Origin of the sequence: Brachybacterium timonense (genome assembly GCF_900258505.1) — a bacterium.
Taxonomy (GTDB): Bacteria; Actinomycetota; Actinomycetes; order Actinomycetales; family Dermabacteraceae; genus Brachybacterium; species Brachybacterium timonense.
Map to the genome: position 1 here is coordinate 1,000,830 of NZ_LT984895.1, position 26,200 is coordinate 1,027,029.

Sequence of the window (26,200 nt, forward strand, 5' to 3'; positions counted from 1 at the left end):
GGCGCGTGCAGCGACTGCCCGATGGGCGTGGACGAGTCGCATTGGGGAGGAAGACGACGGTAGGTGCACGATGACGGGGCGGACGCGCGCGTGCCCACACGAGGATCCGGCATCCTGTGCAGGCTTCATGATCGCTACCATCGTTGTGTCCCATCACTGTGACCAGGAGTGTCGATGCCTCGATCTGCACCGTCGATGTCCCCGCGGATGCGCGAGGTCTACGCTGCGCTGCTGGAGCGCGCCCCGGAGAACCGGATCGAGCCGGACCTCTCCCGAATCCGGCGGGTCATGGAGCTGATGGGCGACCCGCAACACTCCTACCGCTCCATCCGCATCGCGGGAACCAACGGCAAAACCACCGTCGCCCGCATGATTGAGCGCATCCTGCGGGAAGCCGGACTGCGCACCGGCCGCACCACGAGCCCGCACCTGCATTCGCCCGTCGAACGAATCGCTGTGGATGGCGTGCCCGTGGACGAGGACGCCTTCATTCAGGCCTACGAGGACGTCAAACCCTTCGCCGAGGTTGTTGATCGTGAGCAGCTCGAGCGCGGCGGTGTTCGCCTGACCTTCTTCGAGTACCTCACCGCCATGGCCTTCCAGGCCTTCGCCAGCGCACCGGTCGATGTCGCCGTGATCGAGACCGGCCTGGGCGGCACCTGGGATGCCACCGGCGTGGCTGATCCCGACGTCGCCGTCATCACCCCGATCGGAATGGACCATCAGGACTTCCTGGGCGACACGATCGCGCAGATCGCCGGGGAGAAAGCCGGGATCCTCACCGAGCGGGCGATCGCTGTCCTCGCTGCGCAGCCTTTCGCTGACGCCGATGACGTGCTGTATGAGCGCGTTCGCGCACTCGGCTGTGAGGTTGCGCAGGAGGATGAGCAGATCGGCGTGCTCTCGCGCACCCCGGGCGTCGGCGGGCAGATGCTCACTGTGCAGGGGATCGCCGGCCGCTACGAGAACGTGTTCCTCTCGCTGCTGGGCGAGCATCAGGCGCACAACGCACTTCTGGCCATCGCCGCCTGCGAAGCGTTCCTTGGCGGCGGGCAGGACCCGCTCGATGGCGACATGCTCGGCGCAGCCCTCGCATCTGTCACGTCGCCGGGGCGCGCCGAGGTTGTGCGCCAGGCCCCCACCATCCTTGTGGACGCCGCCCACAACCCCGCCGGAGCCGAGTCGCTTGTGGCCACCGTGCGGGAGAACTTCCGCTTCACCCGCACCATCGGCCTTATCGGTGTGCTGCAGGAGAAGGATGCCGAGCAGATCCTCGCGATTCTCGAACCGCTCCTGGACCGCGTCGTGATCACGAACTCCTCCTCACCGCGTGCGATCCCCGCCGATGAGCTTGCGGACCTCGCCCGCGACGTCTTCGGCGACGAGGACCGGGTCACAGAGACAGCGAGCCTGCCCGACGCGATCCAGGCCGCCGTGGATCTGGCTGAGGCGGATGGTGACCAGTTCGGCGGCGTGGTCGCCGCCGGATCTGTGACCCTCGCCGCCGACGTGCGTGACCTGCTGGGCCTGGAGGTTGACGGATGAGCGCCCGACGCACCACCCCCACGCAGCCCCGCCCGCACGGCATCGGGCGGATCCTGCACCCCTCCTCACGCAAAGCCGCCGCGCAACGAATGTTCTCTGCGACCACGCTCGTGGTCGAAGCCTTCGTGGTGTTCTTCGCCGTTCTGGTCGCCCACCAGCTCAGCGCGGACAGCCGCGCGACCACGTGGGTTATCGGCATGGGGATCGCGATCGCCCTGGTGGGGGCTGCGAGCATGCTGCGGCGCACCCCCTGGGCGTACATCGCGGGGATGGTGCTGCAGATCCCGCTGGTCCTCATGGGGCTGATCGTGCCGATGATGTGGTGGCTTGGCCTCGCTTTCGCTGCCCTGTACATCTACGGGGTGTACAAGGGGCACACGCTCGACGCGGAAAAGGACGCGATCGACGCACGCTGGTACGCCGAGCACGGCGAGGGGAGCTGAACGAGCAGCCCGCGCGCTTTCGAGCCGCTGCGGGCTCTCGCCCTGGTTCGCTGAGAACGAACGCAGACCGTTCCTCCGCTTCCGTCTACCCTGGCTCCATGACGACTGAACGCACTCTGGTCCTGCTCAAGCCCGACGCCGTCGAGCGTGCCCTGCGCGGCGAGATCATCCGCCGCATCGAAGCCAAGGGGTACAGCATCATCGCCCTGTCCCAGCGCACCGCCACCGCCGACGAGCTCGCTGCACACTACGCCGAGCATGAGGGCAAGCCTTTCTACCCCGGTCTGGTCGAGTACATGGGCTCGGGTCCGCTGGTGTCCCTGGTCCTTGAGGGCCAGAGCGTGATCGCGGGCTTCCGCTCCCTGGCCGGCGCCACGAATCCGACGCAGGCGGCTCCGGGAACGATCCGTGGTGACCTGGCTCGCGAGTGGGATCTGCCGGTGATCCAGAACCTCGTGCACGGCTCGGACTCGCAGGAGTCGGCCGCCCGCGAGATCGGCATCTGGTTCCCCGAACTCGGCTGAGGCCACTCGCCCGCACAGGACCGTTCACCGCACCTGCCCCTGGGCGACATCCCGCCCTTCGCCTCTTACTCCCTCATGTGTGCCCGGACGCGCCGTCGCCTGGGCGGCACCTGACAGTGGATGACGGGATGCGGTGCACAATGGAGTCATGGGGACAGGCATCTTCGTGATCACAGGGCTCTTCCTGGTGCTCGCACTCGCCGTGGCACTGGGGCTGCTCCTGCTGGTCGCCCTGCCTCATCTGCGGCGGGCGCGCGAGGAAGACGACGCCCACCTCCGTCCCGACTCGCGCCACAGCTCGCGCACCAGGAACTGAACCGCACCGCCCGTCGGCCCGTCCTGCGGCCGTTACTGCCCGGCGGTGACCGCCCTGGCCTGTCTGCCTAGACTGGCCTGTGGCCCTGCCGCATCGTCGGCTCCTGCGACCCCGGAGGTGACCCGTGGATCCGAATGAACTCCTTGCCCTGATCGCCGGAGCCGGAGGCGGCGTCGCGATCCTGGGCGCGGGCGCCTGGGCCTATGTGCGCGGGCGCTCCAAGCGGTCCGATGGTGACCGCAGCTCCACGACTTCGCAGACCACCGAACAGACCGGCCAGGCCAGCACATCCGGGCAGCAGCGCTCGACCGGGACAGCGGTTGCTGAGCGGCCAGCCGCCCCGACCTGGTCCGACACCCTGTCGGCGCCCTCGCGCCCCACGGCGCAGCCCGACGCCGATGCGGCCCTCACCGCGCCCGAGACGTCCGCGTCGTCGGCTCCGTCGGCGGAATCGACGGTGCGGGAGCAACCGGACGACCAGGCGCAGACCGGTGACGCCGCGGCGCCTGTGCCCGCGCAGACGGGGACAGATGCGCAGACGGCCACCCCTGAGGCCCCGTCGGCGCAGGAACCGGCGGCCCGCGAGGCAACGACGACGGAACCGACAGCCGCAGAACAAGCGGCTGAGGCTGACCCCGCACAGCCCGCAGACGCGCTGCTGGAGAAGCCCGAGCCCGCCACCGACCGCATGCTGCGTCTGCGCGAGCGGCTCTCCCGCTCAGGCGCCCTGGGCCGTGGCCTGCTCACCCTGCTCACCTCCGGGAGCGTTGACGAGGGCACGTGGGACGAGATCGAGGAAACGCTCCTGCTGGCTGACCTCGGCCCCGATGCCACCGACGAACTGATGGAGAACCTGCGGCGCCGCGTGAAGGTGCTCGACACCTCCGACCCGGCCGCCGTGCGCGAGGTGCTGCGCGAAGAGCTGGTGCGCATCGTCGACCCGGAGCTGGATCGGCGTCTGGCGGCCAGCCGACGCACCGCCCCGGACGGTACTGAGGTGCCGTCGGTGATCCTCATGGTCGGCGTCAACGGCACCGGCAAGACCACCACAGTGGGCAAGCTCGCCCGCGTGCTCGTCGCCGAAGAGCGCAGCTGCGTGCTCGGCGCTGCCGACACCTTCCGTGCCGCGGCCGCCGACCAGCTCGCCACATGGGGGTCTCGGGTGGGCGTGGACACCGTCCGCTCCGATCGTGATGGCGCAGATCCAGCATCCGTCGCGTTCGATGCCGTCCAGGAGGGCATTGAGCAGGAGGTCGACGTGGTGATCATCGACACGGCTGGCCGTTTGCAGAACAAGAAGGGCCTGATGGATCAGCTGGGCAAGGTGCGGCGCGTTGCAGAGAAGGGTCTGCATGGCGACCAGGTCGCTGAGGTGCTGCTCGTGCTCGACGCCACCACTGGCCAGAACGGTATGCAGCAGGCTCGTGTCTTCCGCGAGGCCGTGGATATCACCGGCATTGTGCTCACCAAGCTGGACGGCACCGCCAAGGGCGGCATTGTGGTGAACGTGCAGCGTGAACTCGGAGTGCCCGTGAAAATGGTGGGCTTGGGCGAGGGCATGGATGACCTCGCGCCCTTCGACGCCTACGGCTTCGTGGACGCCCTGCTCGACGCGTGAGGCGACCTGCACCTGCAGCACAGATGCGCTGTCGCTGACAGGAACCGAGTTCAGCCAGGCCCTACACTGGAGCTCAATATTTCAACCACAGGTGGGCTGCCAGCTCGCCGATATCGCCGTGCCCGGAGGACTCATGAAGATCGGCATTGTTGAAGGATCCGTGCGCGAGGGGCGCCTGGCCACCACCGTGGCGCGCTGGGTGGCCGATGCCGCAGCACGCCGCGCCGACGTCGACCACGAGGTGCTTGCGCTCGCGGACTTCGACCTGCCGTTCGTTGACACACCCACGCCCCCTGCCGCGCTCGGCGCACAGTACCCGTACGAGTCCGTGCAGCGGTGGTCGACCGCGATCGATGCCTGTGATGCGCTGATCCTGGTGACTCCTGAGTACAACCACGGTGTGCCCGGTGCCCTGAAGAACGCGATCGACTGGCTGAGCGGTGAGCTGCAGAACAAACCGGCTGCGCTGGTGTCGTACGGGGCCGACGGCGGCGTGCGGGCCGTCGAACAGTGGCGCCAGATCCTGGCGAACTTCAACATGCACGTGGTGCGCAGCCAGGTCGCGCTGAATCTGTTCACAGAGTTCGACGACGGCGCCATCGCCCCCACTGAGCGCAGCAGCGGTGCCCTTGACACCCTGCTGGAACAGCTCATCGCCTCAGCATCTCTGCGCGCAGGGAAGTGAGCAGAGGCTGAGAGGTGGGCCTCCCCGCCTCTCAGGAGCGACGCCTCATCGATACACTGGCCGCCGCCGAGGACTGCCGTCACGCCTCCGGACCGACCTGAAGGACTCACACTCCGTGTTCAACAACCTCTCCGACCGCATCACAGCGTCCCTGAAAGGGCTGCGCGGTCACGGCCGCCTCACGGAGGCGGACGTCGACAAGACCATCCGCGAGATCCGCCGCGCCCTCCTGGACGCTGACGTCGCCGTCTCCGTGGTGCGCGAGTTCACCGGTCGCGTGCGGGAACGCGCGCTCGGTGAGGAGGTCTCCAAGGCACTCAACCCAGCCCAGCAGGTGGTCAAGATCGTCCACGCTGAGCTGGTCGAGGTGCTGGGTGGCGCCACCGGTGAACTGCACTGGTCCAAGAACCCGCCCACCGTGATCATGCTGGCCGGTCTGCAGGGCGCGGGTAAGACCACGCTCGCGGGCAAGCTCGCCCGCTGGATGCGCGAGGAAGGCCACACCCCACTGCTGGTCGCGGCCGATCTGCAGCGTCCGAACGCCGTCAACCAGCTGCAGATCGTCGGCGAACGCGCCGGTGTTCCGGTGTTCGCCCCCGAGCCAGGTAACGGCGTGGGGGACCCGGTGCTGGTGGCCATGAATGGCGTATCCACCGCCCAGTTCCAACAGCACGACGTGGTGATCGTCGATACCGCCGGCCGCCTGGGCGTCGACGAAGAGATGATGCAGCAGGCGCGGGATATCCGCGACGCCGTCGGTCCTCACGAGATCCTGTTCGTGGTCGACGCGATGATCGGTCAGGACGCCGCCCGCGTGGCGGAGGCCTTCCGCGACGGCGTGGGCTTCACCGGCGTGGTCCTGTCCAAGCTCGACGGCGATGCACGCGGCGGTGCGGCGCTGTCGATCACCGGCGTCACCCAGCGGCCGATCCTCTTCGCCTCCACCGGTGAGCAGCTCGGCGACTTCGAGCGCTTCCACCCGGACCGCATGGCCAACCGCATCCTCGATATGGGTGACGTGCTCACCCTCATCGAGCAGGCGGAGAAGACCTTCGATGAGAAGGAAGCGCAGAAGGCCGCGCAGAAGCTGGCCTCCGGTGAGGATTTCACGCTCGATGACTTCCTCGCTCAGATGCAGCAGCTCAAGAAGATGGGCTCGCTCAAGAAGATGCTCGGCATGCTGCCGAACATGGGCCAGTACCGCGAGGCCATCGAGAACTTCGATGAGTCCGAGCTGGGGCGCGTCGAGGCGATCATCCGCTCGATGACTCCGGCCGAACGCAATGACCCGAAGATCATCAATGGTTCCCGTCGTGCCCGTATTGCGAAGGGCTCCGGCACCACCGTGCAGGCCGTGAATCAGCTGCTGGATCGCTTCAAGCAGGCGCAGCAGATGATGAAGCAGATGGGCCGCGGCATGGCAGGTGGGCCGGGTGGCATGCCCGGGATGCCCGGCGGGCCCGGCATGGGCTTCGGCAAGAAGTCCCGCGGCCGCCAGCAGGCGCCCTCCGGTGGGAAGAAGAAAGCGAAGTCGAAGAACCCCGCGAAGGCCGCACGCGAACTCGCTGAAGCGCAGAAGAAAGCAAAGGAATCCCAGAGCTCTGCCTTCGGTGCGGGCGCCGGTGCAGGCGGCATGGGGGATCTGTCCGATCTCGATCTCTCGCAGCTGCCGCCGGAGATGCGCAAGATGCTCGGCAAGTGAGTGTGACGGGCTGTGGAACGGGCCGACGGGGCCTTTGAGAGGATGGTCCCATGAGCGACGCCGCCCCGCCTGTTCTGCATCTGACCGGCCCGATCCTGGTCGACGAAACCCACGAACTGTCCGAGGCCTGGGTTCACGACGGCCGTATCCATCATGAGCGGCCCGACCTGCCGGCCAGTACCGAGGTGCGTCGGATCGACGGTGCAGTGGTCCCCGGGCTCGCGGACCTGCACTGCCACCTGGGCATCGGCGATGGCGGCGGTGGGATCAGCCTGGCGGAAGCCCGCGCCCAGGCGCTCACCGACCGCGACACCGGGGTGCTGCTGATCCGCGACGCCGGCTCGATCATCGACAACTCCCCGCTGCAGCAGCAGGACGACCTGCCCCGTCTGATCCGCTGTGGACGTCACCTGGCCCGCACGCGCCGCTACCTCATCGGGTACGCCGATGAGGTTGAGCCAGAGGATCTGCCCCGTGCTGTCGCCCGGGAAGCTGGGCGCTCAGATGGCTGGGTGAAGCTCGTGGGGGACTGGATCGACCGCCCCGTCGGCGACCTTTCCCCATGCTGGGACGCGGACACATTCACTGCTGCAGCCCAGGCCGCCCATGACCACGGCGCCCGCATCACCGCGCACACGTTCGCTGAGCAGACCCTGCCGCTGCTGCTCGACGCGGGCTTTGACTGCCTTGAACATGCGACCGGGCTGACAGCAGACACCATTGCTCGCGCCGCCGATGCCGACGTACCGGTGGTGACCACGCTGGTGAACGTTGACGCTTTCGAGACCTACGCCCGGCAGGGCGAGAAGAAGTTCCCCACCTACTCGGCGCATATGCGACGTCTGCGCGAGCAGCGGTTCGAACGCACCCGCGATGCCCTGGACGCGGGCGTGAAACTCCTGACCGGCACCGACGCTGGGGGAGTGCTCAGCCACGGCATCATCCACGACGAACTCGACGAGCTGGCGACAGCGGGCCTCACGGCCACTGAGATCCTCACCGCTGCCGCCTGGGAGCCACGCCGCTTCCTGAACGTGCCCGGCCTGGAGGACGGCGCCCCAGCAGACCTGCTCGTGGTCCCGCGTGACCCGCGCGAGGATCACCGTGCCCTGCGGGATCTCACGCACGTTGTGTTGCGCGGGAGCGTCGTGGTCGGCTGATGCCGTGACGGCACGGCGCTGCGCCAGCATGTGCCCCGCCGCACACGGCCGACGGGTTGGTCAGCACCCCGCGGCCCTGGCATAATCGACCGCTGTATGTGCCCCGGCCGGCCCTCTACCCGCCGGAGTGCGACACCGCGAGCAACGCCAGCGCCCGCATCACCCCACAGGCAGCGGCGGAGCTCACCCGAACGTTCCTGAAGGAGAGTCCACACCCGTGGCCGTCAAGATCCGCCTGAAGCGCATGGGCAAGATCCGTGCACCGTTCTACCGCGTCGTCGTCGCCGATTCGCGCAAGAAGCGCGACGGCGCCGTGATCGAGGAGATCGGCAAGTACCACCCCACCGAGAACCCCTCCGTGATCGACATCAACTCCGAGCGTGCGCAGTACTGGCTCGGCGTCGGCGCGCAGCCCACCGAGCAGGTCGCCGCGCTGCTGAAGGTCACCGGTGACTGGCAGAAGTTCACCGGCGAGGGCGACGCCTCCGGCTCCCTGAAGACCGCCGAGGCCAAGGAGTCCGCTGAGGACCGCATCGCTGCTGCCGACAAGGCCGCTGCCGAGTCCCGCGAGGCTGCTGCCAAGGCGAAGGCTGAGGCCGAGGCGGAGAAGAACGCTGAGGACGAGTCCGCCGAGGAGTCCGCTGAGGCTGAGGCTCCGGCCGAGGGTGGCGACGCCGAGTCCACCGACGAGGCCTGAGATGAGCGCACGCGCCGAAGCTCTGGATCACCTGGTGCGCGGCATCGTCGATGACCCCGACGCCGTACGCGTGACGGAGAAGTCGACCCGTCGTGGCCCGCTGCTCGAGGTGCGGGTCAGCCCCGCAGACCTCGGGCGCGTGATCGGTCGCTCGGGTCGCACTGCACGCGCTCTGCGCACCGTGACCTCCGCCCTGTCCGACGACGACGTCCGCGTGGACATCGTGGACACGGATCGGCGCTGAGGTGCGCATCACCCTGTCCGCATCCGCGAGCGGCGCTGCCCGGCAGCGCCGCTCGCGGCATGTCGCCCCACGCACCGGTGCTGCTGGTCATCGCACCCGCGCTGGGCTCGCGACGCTCGCTGCCACCCTCCTGATCGCTGGCTGCGGCCCAGGCGCCCCCGCGTCGGGAGGTTCGGACGGCGGTTCGGATGATGGAAGCGCTGAGGCGTCGCCGAGCGTAACCACGGATCCTGCCCTTGAGGCGGCCTGTGCAGACTTCTGGGGCGATCCCGCCTACCGCACCCCGCTCTCACGGGATGTTCTCGACCGCGCCGCCACAGCGCCCGAGGTCGGCGCGGAGGACCCGTTCTTCTACGCCATCACGGGTGATGACATAGAGGACGCGTTCGCCGACGTGACCGGCAAGGGCGCCGAGGCAGCGGCGAAACTCGCCGACTGGTTCCGCACCGAGCCCGAGAAGGGCAAGGACGCCGACCGTGAGGCGTTCCGTGCTGCCTGGGACGGCGTGGCCGCAGCCTGCAGCTCGACCTCTGTCGCTGCGGCGTGGGCCCATGAACCCGGTGAGGATGGCACGAAGCCTGCCGCACTGGTCTGCGCCGACATCATTGACACTCCCGGCACCCTGACGCACTTCGCCAATGCGAACGTGCTGACCTCCAACATGTTCAAACTCGTCGGCCGCAGCCCGAAGTCTGTGCCCTCCGACAGGATGGACGATGTGCGCGCAACCGATGAGCTGCTCGCACGCGAGGCCGCCGCTGTCGATGACTCCGCGGTGGCTGACGCCATTGGATCCATCCGCAAGCCGTTCCAGGACGCGATCGGCGGCGACATGTACTCCGATGGACTGCAGGGCCCCCTCGATGAACTGGCCGTCGCCTGTGGCGCAGCGGGCTACGAGGTCGAGCCGAGCACCCAGGACGATGAGGATGGGGGGCTTGTGTGAGCACGCTCGAGGTCGTGGTGGCCACGATCGGTAAGGCTCATGGTCTGCGTGGCGAGGTCTCCCTCATCCTGCGCACTGATCAGCCGGAGGAGCGCCTCGCGGCCGGGAGAACCTTCTCGGCGCCCGGCGCACCCGGTGGCGAGCTCACCGTGTCGGGGACCCGCGTGCAGCAGGGCCGCTGGTACGCGCGTTTCGCCCAGATCACCGATCGCACCGCCGCTGAGCAGTTGCGCGGCACTGATCTGGAGCTCGCCGTGGACCGTGATCAGGAGCAGGAGGATGACCCTGATGCCTGGTATCCCTCCGAGTTGATCGGCCTGGCTGTGCACGACGCCGGTGGTGGGCGCTTGGGTACGGTGGTGGACCTCGAGCACTATCCTGCGCAGGATCTGCTGATCGTCCGCACGCGCGCCGGGCGACGCGTCATGTTGCCGTTCGTGGAGCAGCTTGTGCCCGAGATCGACTGTGAAGCCGGGATCATCCATGCGAATCCACCCGGCGGCCTGTTCGACGATGTGGCAGGCGAAGCAGCCGATGCTGTGGCCGATCGTGACATCGCATCCCGTGCCGTGGATGCGGACGACGCCGCTGGGCGGGCGTGACTGTGCGTCTCGACGTCATCACCGTCTTCCCCGAGTACCTCGCGCCGCTGGAACTGTCGCTGATCGGGAAGGCTCGTCGCGACGGCCTGCTCGCCGTGCACGTGCATGACCTGCGTGACTACACGCATGACCGGCACCGCACTGTGGATGACACGCCTCTGGGTGGCGGCGCCGGCATGGTGATGAAGCCTGAACCGTGGGCGGAAGCCTTCGCCGCCGTGATCGCCGACGGGCAGTGCGCGCTCGATGCGGATGCAGAACCGCTGATCGTGTTCCCGAACCCCGCCGGGGAGCCGTTCTCCCAGCCCACCGCGCAGGCATGGTCGCATGAGCCGTGGATCATCTTCGCCTGCGGCCGATATGAGGGCATTGACGAACGGGTCTATGAGCACCTGGCCGACGCGGGGCGCCGCGTGGCGCTTACCTCCTTGGGTGACTATGTGCTGAACGGCGGTGAGGTTGCCGTGCTCGCCATCACCGAGGCCGTGGTGCGGCTTGTGCCCGGTGTTGTGGGCAATCCGCAGAGCCTGGTTGAAGAGTCCCACAGCGACGGGATGCTCGAATATCCGCTGTACACGCGGCCCGCGCGCTGGACCGATCCCGCCGGCACGGTACGCGAAGCGCCCGAGGTGCTGCTGTCCGGCAATCACGCCCGTATCGACGCTTGGCGAGCCGAGCAGTCACAGCAGCGCACGGCCGAGCGCCGGCCGGATCTGCTCGAGCGCTGACGCTCACGCAACGTTCGGCATATGTCCGATGCATCGCATGGACGGCGGTCGGCTCGTACGTTCTGGTAAGCGTCTCCCTCGAAAGTGCTGGTACCGCTGGTGAAGTTCCGCCCTTTGAGGGTAGCCGTGGTGTGTGTGTGGATATCCTGGTCATCCCTGCAAGTACGAAAAGGAGGAGATGTCAATGTCGATGTCCCGCAAGATTCTCATCACTGTGCTGCTCGGCGCTGCACTGAGTGCTGCGCCTGCCCACGCATACGTCACGTCCACCTCATGGCAGGGAGGTGACTATACGCGTGTACCCAGCACAGTGCGATCGATCACCGTGTATGACGGTGAGAATGATAAGCGTCCAGTCCGTGGTGAGTGGCGGCAAAGCGGTGATAGTGCCGTCAAGAAGCTCGTGAACGGAAAGGGATGGGATACATCCGTATCCACGTCGACATCCGCGACGATCAGGTCGCATCGAGTAGTCGAAGAGATCGCGGTGCGTCCCGATGCCTATGGGCCGTGGATCAACACGAAAACAGGTAAGGCGATCTGAGCCCTGTGACAGCGCGAGTCTCGGTGGAGCCCCTCGTCATCGAGGGGCTCCACCATGCATACATCGGGCGAGGGTCAGAAGGAGTGAGCCTGACGATTCGGTCGGGTGAGATCTGCGCACTGATGGGCCCCTCAGGGTCGGGCAAGTCCACGCTCCTGTCAGTTATCCTGGGCATCAGTGATCCGACGGCAGGGTCTGTGTCTGTCGGCGGCAGCCTTGTGAACTCGCTGACGGTCCGTGAACGAGCGGCACTGCGGTGGAAATCCATCGGAAGCGTTCAGCAGCAGCCCGACCTGCTCCCTGAACTCACCGTCCTCGAGAATGTCGAGCTCCCTCTCGTCTTCGACCGTGCCCTTGCCAGCACGGCGACTCAACGCGCGCGAGAGCTGCTCAGCGCGGTCGGGCTCGACGGCCACGAGGATCAGCGCGTGGACTCGCTCTCCGGGGGTGAGGCACAGCGCGTCTCGATCGCGCGGGCACTCAGCAGGCCCGGGTTGATACTCCTCCTCGCCGACGAGCCGACGGCGGCGCTCGATCGCCGTTCGGCGCAGAGAGTGTTCGATGTCCTCCGTGAGCTCAGCGCCTCGCAAGGAGTCGGATGCCTCCTCGCCACCCACGATCCCTTCATCGCCGACCAGTGCGACGAGATTCAGCGGCTGGGCGACGCATGACCACATCGCTTCGCCCGTACCGATTCGCGTGGAGATTCGCGCTATCGCAGTACCCGGGAACGAGATGGCGCCGATGGTCCATCATCCTGACAACTGTCCTCTCGACACTCACAGTCCTGTATGCCGCCGGGCTCTGGCATGGGGCCTCGGCCGCTGAGCAGCGCAAGAGCGACCGCATGCCCGAGTGGGCGGCTGAAGCTGCCGACGCGCAGCTGTTTATCTCGGAGAGCTTCGGCGAGATCGACGCGCAGCAGTTCCCGATCCTGTGGGTCGAGAAGTCCTCAGCGCAGGCCGACCCCGGAGTGCCCCCGGGCTTCGACTCCTTCCCGAAGCCAGGTGAGGCCGCTGTCTCGCCGGCTCTCGCTGATAGAGGGATGACGGCCCAGTCGCTGGGGTTCGTCCCAAGCACGGCAACGTCAGGGAGACCGGGCATCATCGGGGCCGATGGCCTCGGCGGGCCCGATGAGCTCTTCGCTTACATCGTTGTAGGCTCTGAGCACTCTCTGGGTGACAGGGCACAGCTGCTCCCCTTCGCGGGTTATGCACCAGGAACCGCCGATCCTGATAGCGCTGCGTATTTCGATCTGGACGCGCCGCTGCCTGCGCCGCGAGAGCTGCTCCCGCTCCTCCTGATCATGCTGGTGGTCCCGGCATCGATCGTGCAGATCAGCGCCCTGAGCATGCATTCGACCCACCGCCAGGAACGGATGCGTATCCTGCAAGGGCTCGGCATCCCGCGAGCCGCGGTTCGACGTCTCCGAGCTGCGGAGGACCTCTGCCTGACGGTGCCCAGCGCGCTTGCCGCGAGTCTCCTCTGGCAGCTGGGGGCGAGCGCCATCTCGGAGCTTCCGGGGGCGCCGGCAGCCGTGGCCATCGGTGAGCTGACTGCATCATGGGTGGTGGTGCTCGGCTGGATCGTCGGCGTCGCGCTGCTCTCGATCACCGGATCCGCGATTGAGACCGCACGGAGCAGGCGCCGGCGGAACCCGGCGAGCCCGGAGCGTAGTCGGCCCTACGGTGCGGCGGTGCTCGCCGTCGTGATCTGCCTCCTGGGGCTACTCGAGTCTCCGTGGAACGACGGCATGGATGCCGCGGTGCGGGCGAATATCTTCCTCTTTTGCGTCGGTGTGGGAATGCTGTCTCTCCCGTGGGGACTTCCGTGGCTCGTGCGCGCTGTGCTTCTCCGTGTGCCCCGGCCGCGCTGGCCCGAGCTGCGCATCGCGCTGGCCCGCGCGACGTTCGCACCGATGACGGCAGCTCGGGTGGGGGCTCTGCTCGCGGCGATGATCGTGCTGGGAACGTTCGCACTTGCGCTGATCGCATCTCGTCAAGCGAGTCAGGAGGAATCACCGGATCGCACAGCTGCGATAAGCGTGGTCTGGCTCGAGGAGGGGGCCGCTCCCGCGCGAGCCGTCGCTGCGCGCGCTGACGCCGCCGGCTTAGAGCTCCTCCAGCTGGGAATGGATGACCAGAGCAGGGAAGTCGTCGCGGCCGAGGGCTGCCGCGACGACGTTATCGCCGCGCTTCAGCTCGATGCCCGCGTCTGCCTGTCGGCACTTGAGGACCCGAGAAATCTGCCGGAGGACTACACAGGGCCGATCCCGGTTCGCGAGGTTACCCGCCCCATGTCCTCGGCGCTGGTCATCGCGCCGACGGGGACTCGATCCATGGATGTGTTCCGAGCACTGGCCCCGGCAGGGGCGGGCCTGTCGGTCGCGGCGCCCTTCAGGGGCCCGGTCCACAACTACCTCACGGAATGGTACGGCCACCTGCTTGGCATTGGCGCGCTGGTGCTGGCGGCGGCGTTCTTCCGCGATGTGGCGGATCGCTCGCTGCGCGCTGTCGACGAACGGGCGGTCCTCTTCCGCATCGGGCTGCCCGAGCATGTGGCGTGGAAGGTGATCCGGTGGGAGCTCGCGATTCCCGCGATCATCGGGTTCGTGCTCGCTGTTGCGCTCGGCATCGCGGCTGGAGGCTTCGGTCAGGGAATCGGTCTGACACTTCTGAGAGCCGGTGACGTACTCCTCGTCGCCCTGTCCGTGTCGGCTTTCGCCATCCTCGTCGCACTCGGCTGCACTGCGGTGGTGCGTCGGCGTGCCCGGGTAGAAGCGCGGCGGGGCAGCTTCCGCAGCGGCTCAGAACGGTCCGAACGGTGATGTCAGGCACGACCACGCCTGTCACGAGGGTTGGATGTGGCGCGACGTGAGCGCGCACGGCATACTTGATCGCTGTGCATGCCGCGCGTGGCTCTGCCTCAGGGGAGTCGCGCACAACGCGGCCGGGCAGGTCCGTGGCGATCGGAGTCGCCGCCAGAGGCCCAGCACACCGGCATCATCGGGCGCGCCGCCGATGCCGGCCACGTGACGTTCACCGAGGGCCCCGGCCCGCTGAACACGCTGTCCGACCTGAGGCGGAGAGCAGGAGAAGCATCATGCAGAAGCTCGACGAGCTCGACAAGGCATCGCTGCGCGAGGACATCCCCGACTTCCGCGCTGGCGACAACGTCAAGGTCCACGTGAAGGTCATCGAGGGCAACCGCTCCCGAATCCAGGTCTTCCAGGGCTACGTCCTCGGCCGCCAGGGGCACGGCGTGGGGGAGACCTTCCGCGTGCGCAAGGTGTCCTTCGGCGTCGGTGTGGAGCGTGTGTTCCCCGTCCACGCCCCGACCATCGACAAGATCGAGGTCGTCACCCGCGGTGACGTGCGCCGCGCCAAGCTGTACTACCTGCGCGGCCTCACCGGCAAGAAGGCTCGCATCAAGGAGAAGCGCACGCACTCCTGAGAGGCCCGAGCCTCTGACACCGGGCGCCCATGACGTCCCGATCAGATTCCGCACGGCGGCGATCCACCCGATGGGTGATCGCCGCCGTCTGCGTGCTCGCACTCCTGCTCGGCGCGGTCGCAGTGCGACAGTTCGTCGTCCGCCCGTTCACCGTTCCCTCAGAGTCGATGGCCCCGCTGCTGCGCAGCGGCGACGTGATCCTGGCCGACCGCAGCACCCGCGGCACCGCCCGCCGCGGCGACGTCGTCGTCTTCGACGGCTCCGGGTATTTCGGTTCCGCCGAGGACGGCTCCCGCTACTGGGTCAAACGCGTCATCGCCGTCGGCGGCGACTCGATCCGCTGCTGCGACGACGACGGCAACCTGATCCTCAACGACGAGCCGCTTGCCGAGCCATACCTCGCACCCGGTACCGAACCGAGCCGGATCCGATTCGACCTGCGTGTGCCCGAGGGTTCACTGTTCCTGCTGGGTGACAATCGTGCCGACTCCACCGATTCTCGCTTCCTGCTGGGCGCTCCCGGCGGTGGCATGGTGCCCGAGGGACGCGTCGTTGGCCAACTTGCCGGTGTGATCTGGCCGCTCCCGCGCGCCGGTTCCCGGTGACACCGTCAGCTCGGGGATAGGATTCCCGCGATGAACGAGCAGACGGAGACCGCACCGCGCCCTGAGAGGCGTGCAGGTGGACGAAGGGCGCACCGCGGCAAGCGGCAGATGCCCATCTGGCTCGACACCGTGGTGACCATGGTCGTGGCGATCATCGTCGCCGTGCTGATCAAAACCTTCCTGGTGCAGCCGTTCTACATCCCGTCGGCCTCCATGAACCCCACCCTGCTGCAGGACGACAAGATCGTCGTCTCCAAGCTCAGCCCCGGTGTGATCGACCTGAAGCGCGGCGACATCATCGTGTTCGAAGACCCCGCTGACTGGATCCCGGGCTCTGCCACCGATAATCCCTCGCTGCGGGTGCGTGTAATGATGGTGCTCTCCACGGTGGGCATCGTGCCGGACCCCTCCCAGGACCACCTGGTCAAACGCCTTATCGGTCTGCCCGGTGACCACGTGGTGTGCGCGGAGGAAGGTGCGCAGCTCGAAGTCAACGGTGTGCCGGTCGACGAGCCGTATATCAATCCCGACACCCCCGCCTGCCAGGTCGCCTTCGACGTCACCGTGCCCAAGGGCAAACTCTGGGTCATGGGCGACAACCGCTTCGCCTCTGCCGACTCCGCCTACCACGAGGCACAGGGCCAGGAAGCGTTCGTGCCCATCGACAACGTCACCGGTAAGGCCGTGGCCGTGTTCTGGCCCGCCAATCGCTGGCAGGGCCTCGGCGGTAGCCACGAGGCCTTCGCCGACGTGCCCGACCACCCGTGACATCGCCCAGCCCCCGTCGCCTCGCCCCCACGTTGGACGTCGAGCGTGACATTGCTGCCCGCCTCGGTGCGGGACCCCGAATCATCGTGGGACTCGACGAAGTCGGGCGCGGCGCACTCGCCGGGCCCGTCGTGATGGGCGCCTGCGCTGTTCAGCTGGGCGCCGGTGACAGGCACGAGACAACCCTGCCGGACGGGGTGCGCGACTCCAAACTGCTCACGCCCCGTCGGCGCGAGGCACTGATTGCGCCGATCCGAGCTGCCGCGCTCGCCACCGCCGTCGGTGCCGCCGAGCCGGAGGAGATTGATCAGGTGGGCATCGTGGATGCCCTTACCCGGGCGGCGGTCCGTGCACTGGATGGTCTCGGCCTGGTGGTCGACGCCGTGCTGCTGGACGGCAGCGCCGACGTGCTGAGTGCTGCGCTCGCTGACCGGCCCGCCGCGCCGCGGGTGATCACACGGGTGAAGGCGGACCGTGACTGCGCGAGCGTGGCTGCCGCGAGTGTGCTCGCCAAGGTGCACCGCGATGGCGTGATGACGGCACTGCACGAGCAGGCGCCCGAGTACGCGTGGGCAGCCAACAAAGGGTACGGCTCCGCTGCTCACCGGGAAGCCATCGCGCGCTTCGGCGTGCATCCGCAGCACCGCCGTAGCTGGAATCTCGGTGGCGGGCGCACCGGCGGCAACACCCAATCATCCGCTGCCGCCACTGGCGTACTGTGGGAGGGCCCCTGGCCGCCCGAGTCGCACAAGGAGCCCCGGTGAGCACGCAGGACCTCGAGAACTACGAGTCTGACTTGGAGCTGCAGCTCTTTCGCGAGTACCGCGACGTGGTGGGCCTGTTCACCTACGTGGTGGAGACCGACCGTCGCTTCTACCTCGCCAACCAGGTGGACCTTCAGCCTCGTGCCGCTGGTGGTGAGGTGTTCTACGAGCTGAACCTCGCCGACGTGTGGGTGTGGGACATCTACCGTGCGAACCGGTTCGTGCGCTCGGTGCGTGTGGTCACGTTCAAAGATGTGAACATCGAGGAGCTGAACAAGCCCGATATCTCACTGCCCTGAGGTCAGGCCCCACTGGCCTGGGTGGCGGGGCTCCTTGGTGGGGTCCAGCGCGGTGCCCTTCCTCCCCAGTGAGGGTCGTGCACAGATTGTGTTGTTGCTGCCGCTGAGACGACGCGGACCGCCAGGGTGGTGGGCATGGACACCACCACAGCATCTCTCGAGCAGCCCGCGGTCTGCATCGATGCGCGCGGCATCCTCGCTGAGGCCGGCACCGATATCCGCTCCCTCTCCACTGCTGCGCTCGGCCGTCTCGGGGAGGACATTGCTGCCCGCTATCTGCGCGGCCGCGGCATCCGGGTGATCGACCGCAACGTCCGTCTGCGACGTGGCGAGATCGATCTGGTCGCCCTCGATGGCGACACGCTCGTCATCATCGAAGTGAAGACGCGTCGCACCCTCATCACCGGTGTTCCGCAGGCCGCCGTCACAGCACAGAAGCTGCGGCGTCTGCGGAAACTGACCGGTTTGTACCTCGCTGAACACTCACCGCCTCACCGGGACGTGCGCATCGACGTGGTGGCGGTGCTCGCTCACGCCGACGGCACACTGCAGCTGGAGCATCTTCAAGGAGTCGGCGCATGACCCACGCCCGCACACTTGCGATCTCCCTCAGCGGCCTCGAAGGCACGATGGTCGAGGTCGAGGCCGACGTCACCGCGGGACTGCCCGCATTCACCGTCGTCGGCCTGCCGGACTCCTCGACCCTGCAGTCTCGCGATCGCGTGCGCTCCGCAGCCGCCGGACTCGGCATGAGCCTCGTGCAGCGACGCATCACCGTGAACCTCCAGCCAGCGTGGCGACACAAGCACGGAACCGGCTTCGACCTGCCCATTGCCGTTGCTGTGCTCGCCGCTCAGGGCGGCATCGCCCCGGACGGGCCCGCCACCGTGCTCCACCTGGGGGAACTGGGGCTCGACGGCAGGCTCCGGCCCATCCCCGGCGTTCTGCCCGCCCTCGTAGCCGCACGCGAGCATGGCGTGGACCGTGCTGTGGTCCCGATCGAGAACATGGACGAGGCCCGGCTGGTCGATGGCATCGACGTGATGGGCGCGGCGAACCTCGCCGAGGTGCTCGTGCAGTGGGGCGCCGATGTCTCACTACCGCATGACGCAATGCAGCCGATGATCCCTCCACCGGGCAACGAGCCGGAGCACTCACCTCCAGCTGAGCGGATTGATTTCGCCGACGTGCTCGGGCAGCGCGATGCCCGACACGCCGCGGAGATCGCCGCCGCTGGGGGCCACCACCTGCTCATGACCGGCCCGCCCGGAGCAGGAAAATCCCTCATCGCCTCCCGCCTGCCCACGATCCTGCCGCCACTGAACGAGCACGAGGCGCTCGAGGTCTCCGCTATCGCGTCGCTCACCGGTCGCTTCCGCGCCGACGACGGTCTGATCCGCACTCCACCATTCGAACGGCCCCACCACACCGCCTCAACCGCCGCGATCGTGGGCGGCGGAGCGGGCACGGCTCGGCCCGGGGCGATCTCCCGCGCCCATGCCGGCGTGCTGTTCCTCGACGAAGCTCCCGAGTTCGCCCCCGGTGTGCTCGATGCGCTGCGCGAGCCCCTGGAGACCGGCGATGTGACGCTGCACCGTATCCGCGGTGCGGTCCGTTACCCCGCCCGGTTCCAGCTGGTCATGGCAGCGAACCCGTGCCCCTGCGGCCACGCCTGGGGCACCGGCGAGCGATGCACCTGCACCCCGCTTCAGCGTCGCCGGTACATGGCGCGCCTCTCTGGTCCGATTCTCGACCGCATCGACATGCGCATCACGGTGGGGCCCGTCGACCTGCGTTCTGCAGACCCCGAGGACAGCGAGCCGAGCGCACTCATCGCCGAGCGCGTGCGGGCCGCGCGCGCACGCCAGGCTGAGCGCTATGCAGGACGCTCCTTCACGACGAATGCCCATATCCCCGCACCGTTGCTGCGGGGCGAGCTCGCACCGCGGCCGCACGACCGTCGACTGCTCGAGCATGCGATCGCCACCGGCCGCCTGACGCTGCGCGGACATGACCGCGTGCTGCGCACCGCCTGGACGCTCGCAGATCTCGACGGCACCGATCACCCCGACGCCAGCCACATCGGACGCGCCCTGGCCCTGCGAGGAGGAGACCTCTGATGGCCACTGTTTCCCACAGCTCCACGGCGCAACCCGCATGCTCAGAGAGCGCGCCGCGACCGCAGCGACTCGCCCGCCTGCACTGGAGCCTCATCGCCGAACCCACCGATCCCGTGGCGCAGCTCGCGCGGGCGGTGCTCGGCCCCGAGGTGGCGCTCGACCTCGCCCAGGATGGCAGTGCACGGGACCTTCTCGAGCATCTGGGGGAGCGGCTACCCGCCGAGCCGAGTGACCCGTCCGGTGAGCAGCCGATGGACAGGGCGCAACGGGCGCTCGAGCGGTGGCGTCGTCGCCTGGAGAGCCTGCATATCGGCACTGTGCTGTCGCAGTTGGAGGAGCACCGGATCCGCGTGATTGTGCCAGCGGATCCGGACTGGCCCGGCACGCTGCACGACCTCGGCCCCGGCACGCCACCGTGCCTGTATCTGCGGGGCGGTCACGCTGACGATCTGCGATCCCTGCTCCAGCGCCCTGCGCTCGCCGTGGTCGGGTCACGTGCCTCGACCACCGCGGGCGAGGACATCGCCGCATCCCTCAGCGCAGGGGTCGCGGCCCGCGGACACGCGGTGATCTCCGGCGGTGCCTACGGGATTGATTCCGCTGCGCATCGCGGTGCGCTTGCGAACGGGCAGGGGCGCACCGCTGCCGTGCTCGCCTGCGGTCTGGACCGGCTGTACCCCACCGGCAATGCACGGCTGCTCGAACGTCTCACCCAGGAGTCTGTGGTGATCTCCGAATCGCCGCCGGGCACCGCGCCCACACGATGGCGGTTCCTTGCCCGCAACCGGCTGATCGCTGCCCTTGCCGGTGCCGCCGTGGTGGTCGAGGCCGCGCACCGTTCGGGTGCACTGTCCACCGCACGGTGGGCAGATGATCTGTCCCGCCCGGTCGGCGCGGTGCCAGGACCGGTCACGTCCGCTGCGAGCGCTGGCTGCCACCGGCTGATCCGAGAGCGGGGCGCCGTTCTGATCACCGATGCGGATCAGGCGCTCGAGCTCCTCCCTGGCGGGACCCCCGTGGCCGATGGCAAGGTCCAGGACGAGCTGGACCTGCTCGAGCCCGCTGACCGACGGGTGCTGGATGCCGTACCACCGCGATCCCGCCGCAGTATCGACGAGCTCGCCCTCGATATCGGTGCGAGCGCCGCCGACGTGCAGTCAGCGCTGGGCAGACTCCACCTGCTGGGCATGGTGGAGGTGTCACAGGGGCGGGCCCGACGCACGCGCTGATCGGTTGAGCTCCCGGGGACTGCGACAATGACCGCATGGCTGAGGAAGAGAGCCCGCAGCACGCGGGCAGTGGTGACGCCACTCGCCACGCGGCGGGCGGCACCGAATCGATTGCGTCCGAGCAGGGGCGCGACGCCATCCTCGATGCCTTCGTCAGCCACCTGCGGTGGGAGCGCAGCCGAAGCGAGCACACCATCACCGCGTATCGCCGCGAGGCCGACACGTTGCTGCGCCACTGCCACGACGTCGAGCGGATCGAGATGAGCGAACTCGACGTCGTGGCGCTGCGCTCCTGGCTCGCCGCACGCGCGGAGACCGGCGCGGCCGCGAGCACTCTTGCCCGCTCCGCCGCCGCTGCACGCACCCTGACCCGATGGCTCGCCTCCACCGGACGCATCCCGCACGATGTCGGCGCACGCCTGCGGGCTCCGCGGCGCGGCCGCCACCTGCCTACCGTGCTCTCCACCGGCCAAGCCGTCGATCTCCTGAGTGCCGCCCGCATAGGCGGTCCGACACAGCAGGACCGACGCCCGGATGCGGACCCCTCCGCTGCGCGGCGTGACCGGACGTCAACCGACGCCAGCAGCGGCACAACAGCGCAGGGCGGTGATGGAGGCCCCAGCGACCCGGTCACAGAGGCGGTCGCCCTGCGCGATGCTGCCGTGCTCGAACTGCTGTACTCCTCGGGCCTGCGCGTCAGCGAACTCGTGGCACTCGATCTGAACAGTATCGACCGTGCTGAACGCACCGTGCGCGTGCATGGCAAGGGCGACAAGGAACGGATCGTGCCCGTCGGCCTGCCCGCCCTCGACGCGATCGACGCCTGGATCGCGAAGGGACGAGACCTCCTGCACAAGCAGGGAAGGGGGCGTGCGGGGACCGCGCTGTTCCTGGGTGTACGTGGCGGACGCCTCGGCGACCGCGCAGTGCGCACCCTGCTGGATCGCCACGCTCGGGAAGCAGGCATCCCCGCGCACCTCAGCCCCCACACCTTGCGCCATACCGCCGCGACGCATCTGATCGACGGTGGCGCAGACCTGCGCAGCGTCCAGGACTTCCTGGGTCACTCCTCCCTCGCCACCACGCAGATCTATACGCACGTCAGCGCAGAACGCCTGCGCCGAACCGTGGAGCAGGCACACCCACGGGCCTGATCACCCGCGGCCGTTCCGCACGCCGCGGCCCGGCCCGATGCGCTGGAGGTTGGCCTGCACGGCTCGTCGGAGACTGGCCTGAGCGGCTTGTCGGCGGCTTCTCGCCATGCCGTGGAACCTTCCCACCCTGCGGGGGAGGCGGCTCAGCGTGCCCCGCGGGCACCCCGGAATCCGTCGGCGCCGCGGACAATCCCGGCGTATCAGACGAGGCAGACGTAACGGGCGCCGCAGACATGCCGGGGGCGGAGGCGCCCTCATCCGGCAACAGCACACTGGGGCCCAGCTCGCCGAGCAGCAGCAGCGGATCGGTGTAGTGCGTCCCCCGACGCGCCCCCAAATGCAGGCACGGCCCTGCATCACAGTGCGGGCCGCCATGCGCAGCCACCCCAAGATTCCCTATGACGTCGCCGGCAGCCACAGCGTCGCCCGCCGCCACCACCGCGATGACCGGCTCATACGTCGAGAGCAGACCATCCGCATGCATCACCGACACCACTGGCCGGCCCGCGACCTCGCCGGCAAAGTGCACTGTTCCATCCTCAACAGCCTGGACAGCAGCGCCGTCGGCGGCGGCGATGTCAATACCTCGGTGCCCCGGCCCGTACTGATGCGCCGGCGCCTCGAAGACACGCACCACCGGATGCGGGGGAGGGAGCGGCCACTGCCAGCGCGCATCCGGTGCCCCCACCGAGGAGGGAGTCGGCACCGCGAGCAGCGTGAGCACGGCAAGTACCGTCACGAGCAGCACACGGATTCCGAGGCTCGTGCGCCGTGGCGGTCGAGCGGAGTTCTGGCCCAGAGCAGTCATAGCTCCACCGTGCGCGGAGACTGCGCACCGCACCAGCGCACCATCACAGCCGTGGACAACCCACGATGGGGAGGACGCGGGGCGGGCGCGCCAGCCCAGCGCGGCACGCCCGTGTGTCACGTCCGATGCACAGAACCGCCTCCAGACGCGATGGCCCACCCGGGCATGCCCCAACGTGATGCACGCCAACACACCGCAGCCCGCGCTGTCAGCTAGACTGCCCACAGCATCCGGCATGCCCGGATGACTTCGCGTGCCCACCAGGGCCCGCAGATCATCGGTCCTGCGTCGGCGCTCCGAACACCATCGGAGACGCACCACCCAGGCGGTCTGCAACCCGGGCACCAGGCCCGCACCGACCGGTGGCGGGGAACAACCGAGAAAGCAGGTCCTGCGCGAGGACCGCGGACGCCCCGACCAGGGGTGCGCCGCGCGAGCCCAGGGCCGTGGAAAGAGGACACCAGATGGCAGTCGTCACCATGCGCCAGCTCCTGGAGAGCGGCGTCCACTTCGGGCACCAGACCCGTCGCTGGAACCCCAAGATGCGCCGCTTCATCTTCACCGAGCGCAACGGCATCTACATCGTCGACCTCATGCAGACCCTGTCGTACATCGACAAGGCCTTCGACTTCGTCAAGCAGACCGTCGCCCACGGCGGCACCATCCTGTTCGTCGGCACCAAGAAGCAGGCGCAGGAGTCCATTCAGGAGCAGGCCACCCGCGTGGGCATGCCCTACGTGAACCAGCGCTGGCTCGGCGGCATGCTGACCAACCTGCAGACCGTCTCCGCGCGCGTGGACCGCCTCAAGGAGCTCGAGCAGATCGACTTCGACGACGTGGCCGGCTCCGGTCGCACGAAGAAGGAACTGCTCATGATGCGCCGCGAGAAGGAGAAGCTCGAGAAGACCCTCGGCGGCATCCGCGACATGGGCAAGGCCCCGAGCGCCGTGTGGGTGGTCGACACCAACAAGGAGCACCTGGCCGTCGACGAGGCGCAGAAGCTCAACATCCCGGTCGTCGCGATCCTGGACACCAACTGCGATCCTGACGAGGTTGCATACCCCATCCCGGGCAACGATGACGCGATCCGTTCGGTCACCCTGCTGACCCGCGTGATCGCCGACGCCGTGGCCGCTGGCCTGCAGGCCCGCCACGAGAAGTCCACCGGCGGCGAGAAGAACGTCTCCGCTGTGGACGCCGAGCCGCTGGCGGAGTGGGAGCAGGAGCTGCTCAAGCAGTCCGAGGTTCAGCAGCAGAACGCCCCCGCCGAGGAGTCCGTCGCGGCCGAGAAGTCCGGCGATGCCGAGAAGTCCGGCGATGCCGAGAAGAAGGCCGAGCAGCCCGCTGCCGACGAGCCGGCGGCCGAGGCGACGACCAAGCCCGAGGCAGAGGCGCAGGCTGACACGAAGGCCGACTCCGCCGAGTGACCTGGAGCGTCCGGGAGCGATAACCTCGCTTCCGGACGCCCCACCCGGGCGCTCCGCTCGGCTTTCGCATCCGCGACAACAGGATCAACAGGACCATAAGGACCAAGGGGACAAACGCACATGGCGAACTACACCGCTGCTGACATCAAGGAGATCCGCGAGTCCACCGGCGCCGGCATGCTCGACGTCAAGAAGGCGCTCGACGAGGCCGACGGCGACAAGGCCAAGGCCATCGAGCTGATTCGCGTGAAGGGCCTGAAGGGCATCGCCAAGCGCGAGGGCCGCACCGCCTCCGAAGGCCTCATCGCCGTCGACGTGCGCGACAGCGAACAGGGCCAGACCGGCACCCTGGTCGAGCTCAACTCCGAGACCGACTTCGTGGCCAAGAACGACAAGTTCGTGGCCCTGGGCGATGAGGCCGTCGCGGCCGCCGTCGAGTCCGGTGCCTCCGAGCCGGCCGAGCTGGCCGACACCCCCTTCGGCGAGGCGCTCACCAACGCCGGCGCGACCATGGGCGAGAAGATCCTGGTGCGCCGCATCGGCCGCGTCTCCGGCGAGGTCGTCTCCAGCTACATGCACCGCACCAACAAGGACCTGCCCCCGCAGGTCGGCGTGCTGGTGGCCAGCGACAAGGCGGGCGCCGAGGTCGCGAAGGACGTGGCGATGCACATCGCCGCCTTCTCCCCGACCTACCTCAATCGCGATGAGGTCCCCGCCGACATCGTCGAGAACGAGCGCCGCATCGCCGAGGAGACCGCGAAGAACGAAGGCAAGCCCGAGAAGGCCCTGCCGAAGATCGTCGAGGGCCGCCTGAACGGCTTCTTCAAGGAGAACTGCCTGCTGGACCAGCCCTTCGCGAAGGACCCGAAGGTCACCGTCGGCCAGCTGGTCGCTGACGCGGGCGGCACCGTCACCGGTTTCGTCCGCTTCCGCGTCGGCAACTGATCCGACCCCGGAGCGCCCGTGACCACCACCACGGGCCCGCGGCCCCGCACCACAGGGTGCGGGGCCGCGCCGGTATCATCAGCCAGGACCACGCGAGCGTCGGAAGGACCGTCATGACCCAGACCATCACGTCCCCCATCCCGGTGCTGCCCAAGCGGGAGAACGGCCGACGCGTACTGCTCAAGCTGTCGGGCGAGGCCTTCGGCGGCGGAGCCGTCGGCGTCGACCCCGACGTCGTCTCGCGGATCGCCGGCGAGATCGCCGAGGGCATCTCCGCCGGCGTCGAGTGCGCGATCGTCGTGGGCGGCGGCAACTTCTTCCGCGGCGCCGAACTCTCGCAGCGCGGCATGGATCGTCGACGTGCCGACTACATGGGCATGCTCGGCACCGTCATGAACTGCCTCGCACTGCAGGACTTCCTCGAGCAGCGCTCTGTCTCCACGCGCGTACAGACCGCTATCGCCATGGGACAGGTGGCTGAGCCGTACCTGCCGCTGCGCGCCGTGCGGCATCTGGAGAAAGGCCGCGTGGTGATCTTCGGCGCCGGCGCCGGCATGCCCTACTTCTCCACCGACACCGTCGCTGTGCAGCGCGCCCTCGAGATCGGCTGCCATGAAGTGCTCATGGCGAAGAACGGCGTCGACGGCGTCTACACCGCAGACCCGCGCAAGGACCCCGCAGCCGAAAAGCTCGGGCACATCACCTACCAGGAGGCCCTGCAGAAGGGGCTCAAGGTGGTCGACGCGACCGCGTTCAGCCTCTGCATGGACAACGGCCAGCCGATGATGGTGTTCGGCCTGGACGAACCTGGATCGATCACCCGCGCCATCCACGGCGACCGCATCGGCACGATCGTCACCCGCGACTGATCCGC

29 protein-coding genes are annotated in these 26,200 nt (G+C 68.3%); 28 read left to right on the forward strand and 1 reads right to left on the reverse strand.

Going from position 1 to position 26,200, the window contains the following annotated elements; genetic code table 11:
* Positions 1-174: 174 nt before the first annotated feature.
* From C8271_RS04300 to C8271_RS04415, 25 genes are all read left to right on the forward strand, one after another.
* On the forward strand, positions 175-1,545 hold the full coding sequence (locus C8271_RS04300; protein ID WP_106506254.1) for a bifunctional folylpolyglutamate synthase/dihydrofolate synthase: 1,371 nt from the start codon (positions 175-177) through the stop codon (positions 1,543-1,545).
* Positions 1,542-1,988 (forward strand): DUF4233 domain-containing protein, encoded by a 447-nt coding sequence (locus C8271_RS04305; RefSeq protein ID WP_106506255.1) that lies wholly within the window; start codon positions 1,542-1,544, stop codon positions 1,986-1,988. Before C8271_RS04300 ends, C8271_RS04305 begins: the two co-directional genes overlap by 4 nt.
* Before the next feature lie 98 nt (positions 1,989-2,086).
* Positions 2,087-2,512 carry a nucleoside-diphosphate kinase gene (ndk, locus tag C8271_RS04310; RefSeq protein WP_106506256.1) on the forward strand — a complete coding sequence of 142 codons (426 nt, stop codon included), beginning with the start codon at positions 2,087-2,089 and terminating at the stop codon, positions 2,510-2,512.
* A gap of 148 nt (positions 2,513-2,660) precedes the next feature.
* Positions 2,661-2,828, forward strand: a complete 168-nt coding sequence (locus tag C8271_RS13835; RefSeq protein WP_170957801.1) for a hypothetical protein — start codon at positions 2,661-2,663, stop codon at positions 2,826-2,828.
* Between the two features lie 124 nt (positions 2,829-2,952).
* Positions 2,953-4,446, forward strand: coding sequence for a signal recognition particle-docking protein FtsY (gene ftsY, locus C8271_RS04315; protein WP_106506257.1), 1,494 nt, complete (start codon positions 2,953-2,955; stop codon positions 4,444-4,446).
* A 133-nt stretch (positions 4,447-4,579) separates the two neighbouring features.
* The gene (locus C8271_RS04320) at positions 4,580-5,131 is read left to right on the forward strand and encodes an NADPH-dependent FMN reductase (RefSeq protein ID WP_106507877.1); all 552 of its coding nucleotides are present in this window, start codon (positions 4,580-4,582) and stop codon (positions 5,129-5,131) included.
* Positions 5,132-5,246: 115 nt separating this feature from the next.
* Positions 5,247-6,833, forward strand: a complete 1,587-nt coding sequence (gene ffh / locus C8271_RS04325) for a signal recognition particle protein (RefSeq protein ID WP_106506258.1) — start codon at positions 5,247-5,249, stop codon at positions 6,831-6,833.
* 50 nt (positions 6,834-6,883) lie between these two features.
* A complete protein-coding gene (locus tag C8271_RS04330) occupies positions 6,884-7,993 on the forward strand; it encodes an amidohydrolase family protein (RefSeq protein WP_106506259.1) in 1,110 nt (369 codons plus the stop codon).
* Positions 7,994-8,210: 217 nt separating this feature from the next.
* Positions 8,211-8,690, forward strand: a complete 480-nt coding sequence (gene rpsP / locus C8271_RS04335) for a 30S ribosomal protein S16 (RefSeq protein WP_106506260.1) — start codon at positions 8,211-8,213, stop codon at positions 8,688-8,690.
* 1 nt (position 8,691) lies between these two features.
* On the forward strand, positions 8,692-8,934 hold the full coding sequence (locus C8271_RS04340) for an RNA-binding protein (RefSeq protein WP_106506261.1): 243 nt from the start codon (positions 8,692-8,694) through the stop codon (positions 8,932-8,934).
* Between the two features lies 1 nt (position 8,935).
* On the forward strand, positions 8,936-9,880 hold the full coding sequence (locus C8271_RS04345; RefSeq protein ID WP_106506262.1) for a hypothetical protein: 945 nt from the start codon (positions 8,936-8,938) through the stop codon (positions 9,878-9,880).
* On the forward strand, positions 9,877-10,482 hold the full coding sequence (rimM, locus tag C8271_RS04350; protein ID WP_106506263.1) for a ribosome maturation factor RimM: 606 nt from the start codon (positions 9,877-9,879) through the stop codon (positions 10,480-10,482). Before C8271_RS04345 ends, rimM begins: the two co-directional genes overlap by 4 nt.
* Positions 10,479-11,210 (forward strand): tRNA (guanosine(37)-N1)-methyltransferase TrmD, encoded by a 732-nt coding sequence (gene trmD / locus C8271_RS04355; protein ID WP_245920881.1) that lies wholly within the window; start codon positions 10,479-10,481, stop codon positions 11,208-11,210. The genes rimM and trmD overlap by 4 nt, the downstream gene beginning before the upstream one ends.
* Positions 11,211-11,400: 190 nt before the next feature.
* Positions 11,401-11,754 (forward strand): hypothetical protein, encoded by a 354-nt coding sequence (locus C8271_RS04360; RefSeq protein ID WP_138774521.1) that lies wholly within the window; start codon positions 11,401-11,403, stop codon positions 11,752-11,754.
* Between the two features lie 83 nt (positions 11,755-11,837).
* Positions 11,838-12,425, forward strand: coding sequence for an ABC transporter ATP-binding protein (locus C8271_RS04365; protein ID WP_138774522.1), 588 nt, complete (start codon positions 11,838-11,840; stop codon positions 12,423-12,425).
* Positions 12,422-14,581: a hypothetical protein gene (locus C8271_RS04370; protein WP_106506266.1), complete on the forward strand. Its 2,160-nt coding sequence runs from the start codon at positions 12,422-12,424 to the stop codon at positions 14,579-14,581. Before C8271_RS04365 ends, C8271_RS04370 begins: the two co-directional genes overlap by 4 nt.
* Before the next feature lie 275 nt (positions 14,582-14,856).
* A complete protein-coding gene (gene rplS / locus C8271_RS04375) occupies positions 14,857-15,207 on the forward strand; it encodes a 50S ribosomal protein L19 (protein WP_106506267.1) in 351 nt (116 codons plus the stop codon).
* A gap of 29 nt (positions 15,208-15,236) precedes the next feature.
* Complete coding sequence (gene lepB, locus C8271_RS04380) at positions 15,237-15,812, forward strand: signal peptidase I (RefSeq protein ID WP_106506268.1); 576 nt, start codon at positions 15,237-15,239, stop codon at positions 15,810-15,812.
* Positions 15,813-15,842: 30 nt separating this feature from the next.
* The gene (gene lepB / locus C8271_RS04385) at positions 15,843-16,580 is read left to right on the forward strand and encodes a signal peptidase I (RefSeq protein WP_106506269.1); all 738 of its coding nucleotides are present in this window, start codon (positions 15,843-15,845) and stop codon (positions 16,578-16,580) included.
* Positions 16,577-17,344, forward strand: a complete 768-nt coding sequence (locus C8271_RS04390; protein WP_106506270.1) for a ribonuclease HII — start codon at positions 16,577-16,579, stop codon at positions 17,342-17,344. The genes lepB (C8271_RS04385) and C8271_RS04390 overlap by 4 nt, the downstream gene beginning before the upstream one ends.
* Positions 17,341-17,643: a DUF2469 domain-containing protein gene (locus tag C8271_RS04395; RefSeq protein WP_106506271.1), complete on the forward strand. Its 303-nt coding sequence runs from the start codon at positions 17,341-17,343 to the stop codon at positions 17,641-17,643. Before C8271_RS04390 ends, C8271_RS04395 begins: the two co-directional genes overlap by 4 nt.
* A 135-nt stretch (positions 17,644-17,778) precedes the next feature.
* The gene (locus C8271_RS04400) at positions 17,779-18,225 is read left to right on the forward strand and encodes a YraN family protein (RefSeq protein ID WP_106506272.1); all 447 of its coding nucleotides are present in this window, start codon (positions 17,779-17,781) and stop codon (positions 18,223-18,225) included.
* A complete protein-coding gene (locus C8271_RS04405; RefSeq protein WP_106506273.1) occupies positions 18,222-19,763 on the forward strand; it encodes a YifB family Mg chelatase-like AAA ATPase in 1,542 nt (513 codons plus the stop codon). Before C8271_RS04400 ends, C8271_RS04405 begins: the two co-directional genes overlap by 4 nt.
* Positions 19,763-20,992 (forward strand): DNA-processing protein DprA, encoded by a 1,230-nt coding sequence (gene dprA, locus C8271_RS04410; RefSeq protein ID WP_106506274.1) that lies wholly within the window; start codon positions 19,763-19,765, stop codon positions 20,990-20,992. Before C8271_RS04405 ends, dprA begins: the two co-directional genes overlap by 1 nt.
* A gap of 35 nt (positions 20,993-21,027) precedes the next feature.
* On the forward strand, positions 21,028-22,146 hold the full coding sequence (locus tag C8271_RS04415) for a tyrosine recombinase XerC (protein WP_106506275.1): 1,119 nt from the start codon (positions 21,028-21,030) through the stop codon (positions 22,144-22,146).
* On the opposite strand, the gene C8271_RS04420 is transcribed toward C8271_RS04415, so the two are convergent.
* On the reverse strand, positions 22,094-22,954 hold the full coding sequence (locus tag C8271_RS04420) for a peptidoglycan DD-metalloendopeptidase family protein (protein WP_106506276.1): 861 nt from the start codon (positions 22,952-22,954) through the stop codon (positions 22,094-22,096). The genes C8271_RS04415 and C8271_RS04420 overlap by 53 nt on opposite strands.
* A 464-nt stretch (positions 22,955-23,418) precedes the next feature.
* Between C8271_RS04420 and rpsB the strand changes: the two genes are divergently transcribed.
* From rpsB to pyrH, 3 genes are all read left to right on the forward strand, one after another.
* Positions 23,419-24,381 carry a 30S ribosomal protein S2 gene (rpsB, locus tag C8271_RS04425; protein WP_106506277.1) on the forward strand — a complete coding sequence of 321 codons (963 nt, stop codon included), beginning with the start codon at positions 23,419-23,421 and terminating at the stop codon, positions 24,379-24,381.
* 120 nt (positions 24,382-24,501) lie between these two features.
* Entirely contained in the window at positions 24,502-25,326 is an 825-nt protein-coding gene (gene tsf, locus C8271_RS04430; protein ID WP_106506278.1) for a translation elongation factor Ts, read from the forward strand.
* Between the two features lie 113 nt (positions 25,327-25,439).
* The gene (gene pyrH / locus C8271_RS04435; RefSeq protein ID WP_106506279.1) at positions 25,440-26,195 is read left to right on the forward strand and encodes a UMP kinase; all 756 of its coding nucleotides are present in this window, start codon (positions 25,440-25,442) and stop codon (positions 26,193-26,195) included.
* The last annotated feature ends 5 nt before the right edge of the window (positions 26,196-26,200 follow it).

Excerpts from the sequence above, each read along its gene's own strand:
- C8271_RS04300 (WP_106506254.1), top strand. The coding sequence starts at position 175 with ATGCCTCGATCTGCACCGTCGATGTCCCCGCGGATGCGCGAGGTCTAC.
- C8271_RS04305 (WP_106506255.1), top strand. The coding sequence starts at position 1,542 with ATGAGCGCCCGACGCACCACCCCCACGCAGCCCCGCCCGCACGGCATC.
- ndk (WP_106506256.1), top strand. The coding sequence starts at position 2,087 with ATGACGACTGAACGCACTCTGGTCCTGCTCAAGCCCGACGCCGTCGAG.
- C8271_RS13835 (WP_170957801.1), top strand. The coding sequence starts at position 2,661 with ATGGGGACAGGCATCTTCGTGATCACAGGGCTCTTCCTGGTGCTCGCA.
- C8271_RS04320 (WP_106507877.1), top strand. The coding sequence starts at position 4,580 with ATGAAGATCGGCATTGTTGAAGGATCCGTGCGCGAGGGGCGCCTGGCC.
- C8271_RS04330 (WP_106506259.1), top strand. The coding sequence starts at position 6,884 with ATGAGCGACGCCGCCCCGCCTGTTCTGCATCTGACCGGCCCGATCCTG.
- C8271_RS04340 (WP_106506261.1), top strand. The coding sequence starts at position 8,692 with ATGAGCGCACGCGCCGAAGCTCTGGATCACCTGGTGCGCGGCATCGTC.
- C8271_RS04360 (WP_138774521.1), top strand. The coding sequence starts at position 11,401 with ATGTCCCGCAAGATTCTCATCACTGTGCTGCTCGGCGCTGCACTGAGT.
- C8271_RS04370 (WP_106506266.1), top strand. The coding sequence starts at position 12,422 with ATGACCACATCGCTTCGCCCGTACCGATTCGCGTGGAGATTCGCGCTA.
- rplS (WP_106506267.1), top strand. The coding sequence starts at position 14,857 with ATGCAGAAGCTCGACGAGCTCGACAAGGCATCGCTGCGCGAGGACATC.
- lepB (WP_106506268.1), top strand. The coding sequence starts at position 15,237 with ATGACGTCCCGATCAGATTCCGCACGGCGGCGATCCACCCGATGGGTG.
- lepB (WP_106506269.1), top strand. The coding sequence starts at position 15,843 with ATGAACGAGCAGACGGAGACCGCACCGCGCCCTGAGAGGCGTGCAGGT.
- C8271_RS04400 (WP_106506272.1), top strand. The coding sequence starts at position 17,779 with ATGGACACCACCACAGCATCTCTCGAGCAGCCCGCGGTCTGCATCGAT.
- C8271_RS04405 (WP_106506273.1), top strand. The coding sequence starts at position 18,222 with ATGACCCACGCCCGCACACTTGCGATCTCCCTCAGCGGCCTCGAAGGC.
- dprA (WP_106506274.1), top strand. The coding sequence starts at position 19,763 with ATGGCCACTGTTTCCCACAGCTCCACGGCGCAACCCGCATGCTCAGAG.
- C8271_RS04415 (WP_106506275.1), top strand. The coding sequence starts at position 21,028 with ATGGCTGAGGAAGAGAGCCCGCAGCACGCGGGCAGTGGTGACGCCACT.
- C8271_RS04420 (WP_106506276.1), bottom strand. The coding sequence starts at position 22,954 with ATGACTGCTCTGGGCCAGAACTCCGCTCGACCGCCACGGCGCACGAGC.
- rpsB (WP_106506277.1), top strand. The coding sequence starts at position 23,419 with ATGGCAGTCGTCACCATGCGCCAGCTCCTGGAGAGCGGCGTCCACTTC.
- tsf (WP_106506278.1), top strand. The coding sequence starts at position 24,502 with ATGGCGAACTACACCGCTGCTGACATCAAGGAGATCCGCGAGTCCACC.
- pyrH (WP_106506279.1), top strand. The coding sequence starts at position 25,440 with ATGACCCAGACCATCACGTCCCCCATCCCGGTGCTGCCCAAGCGGGAG.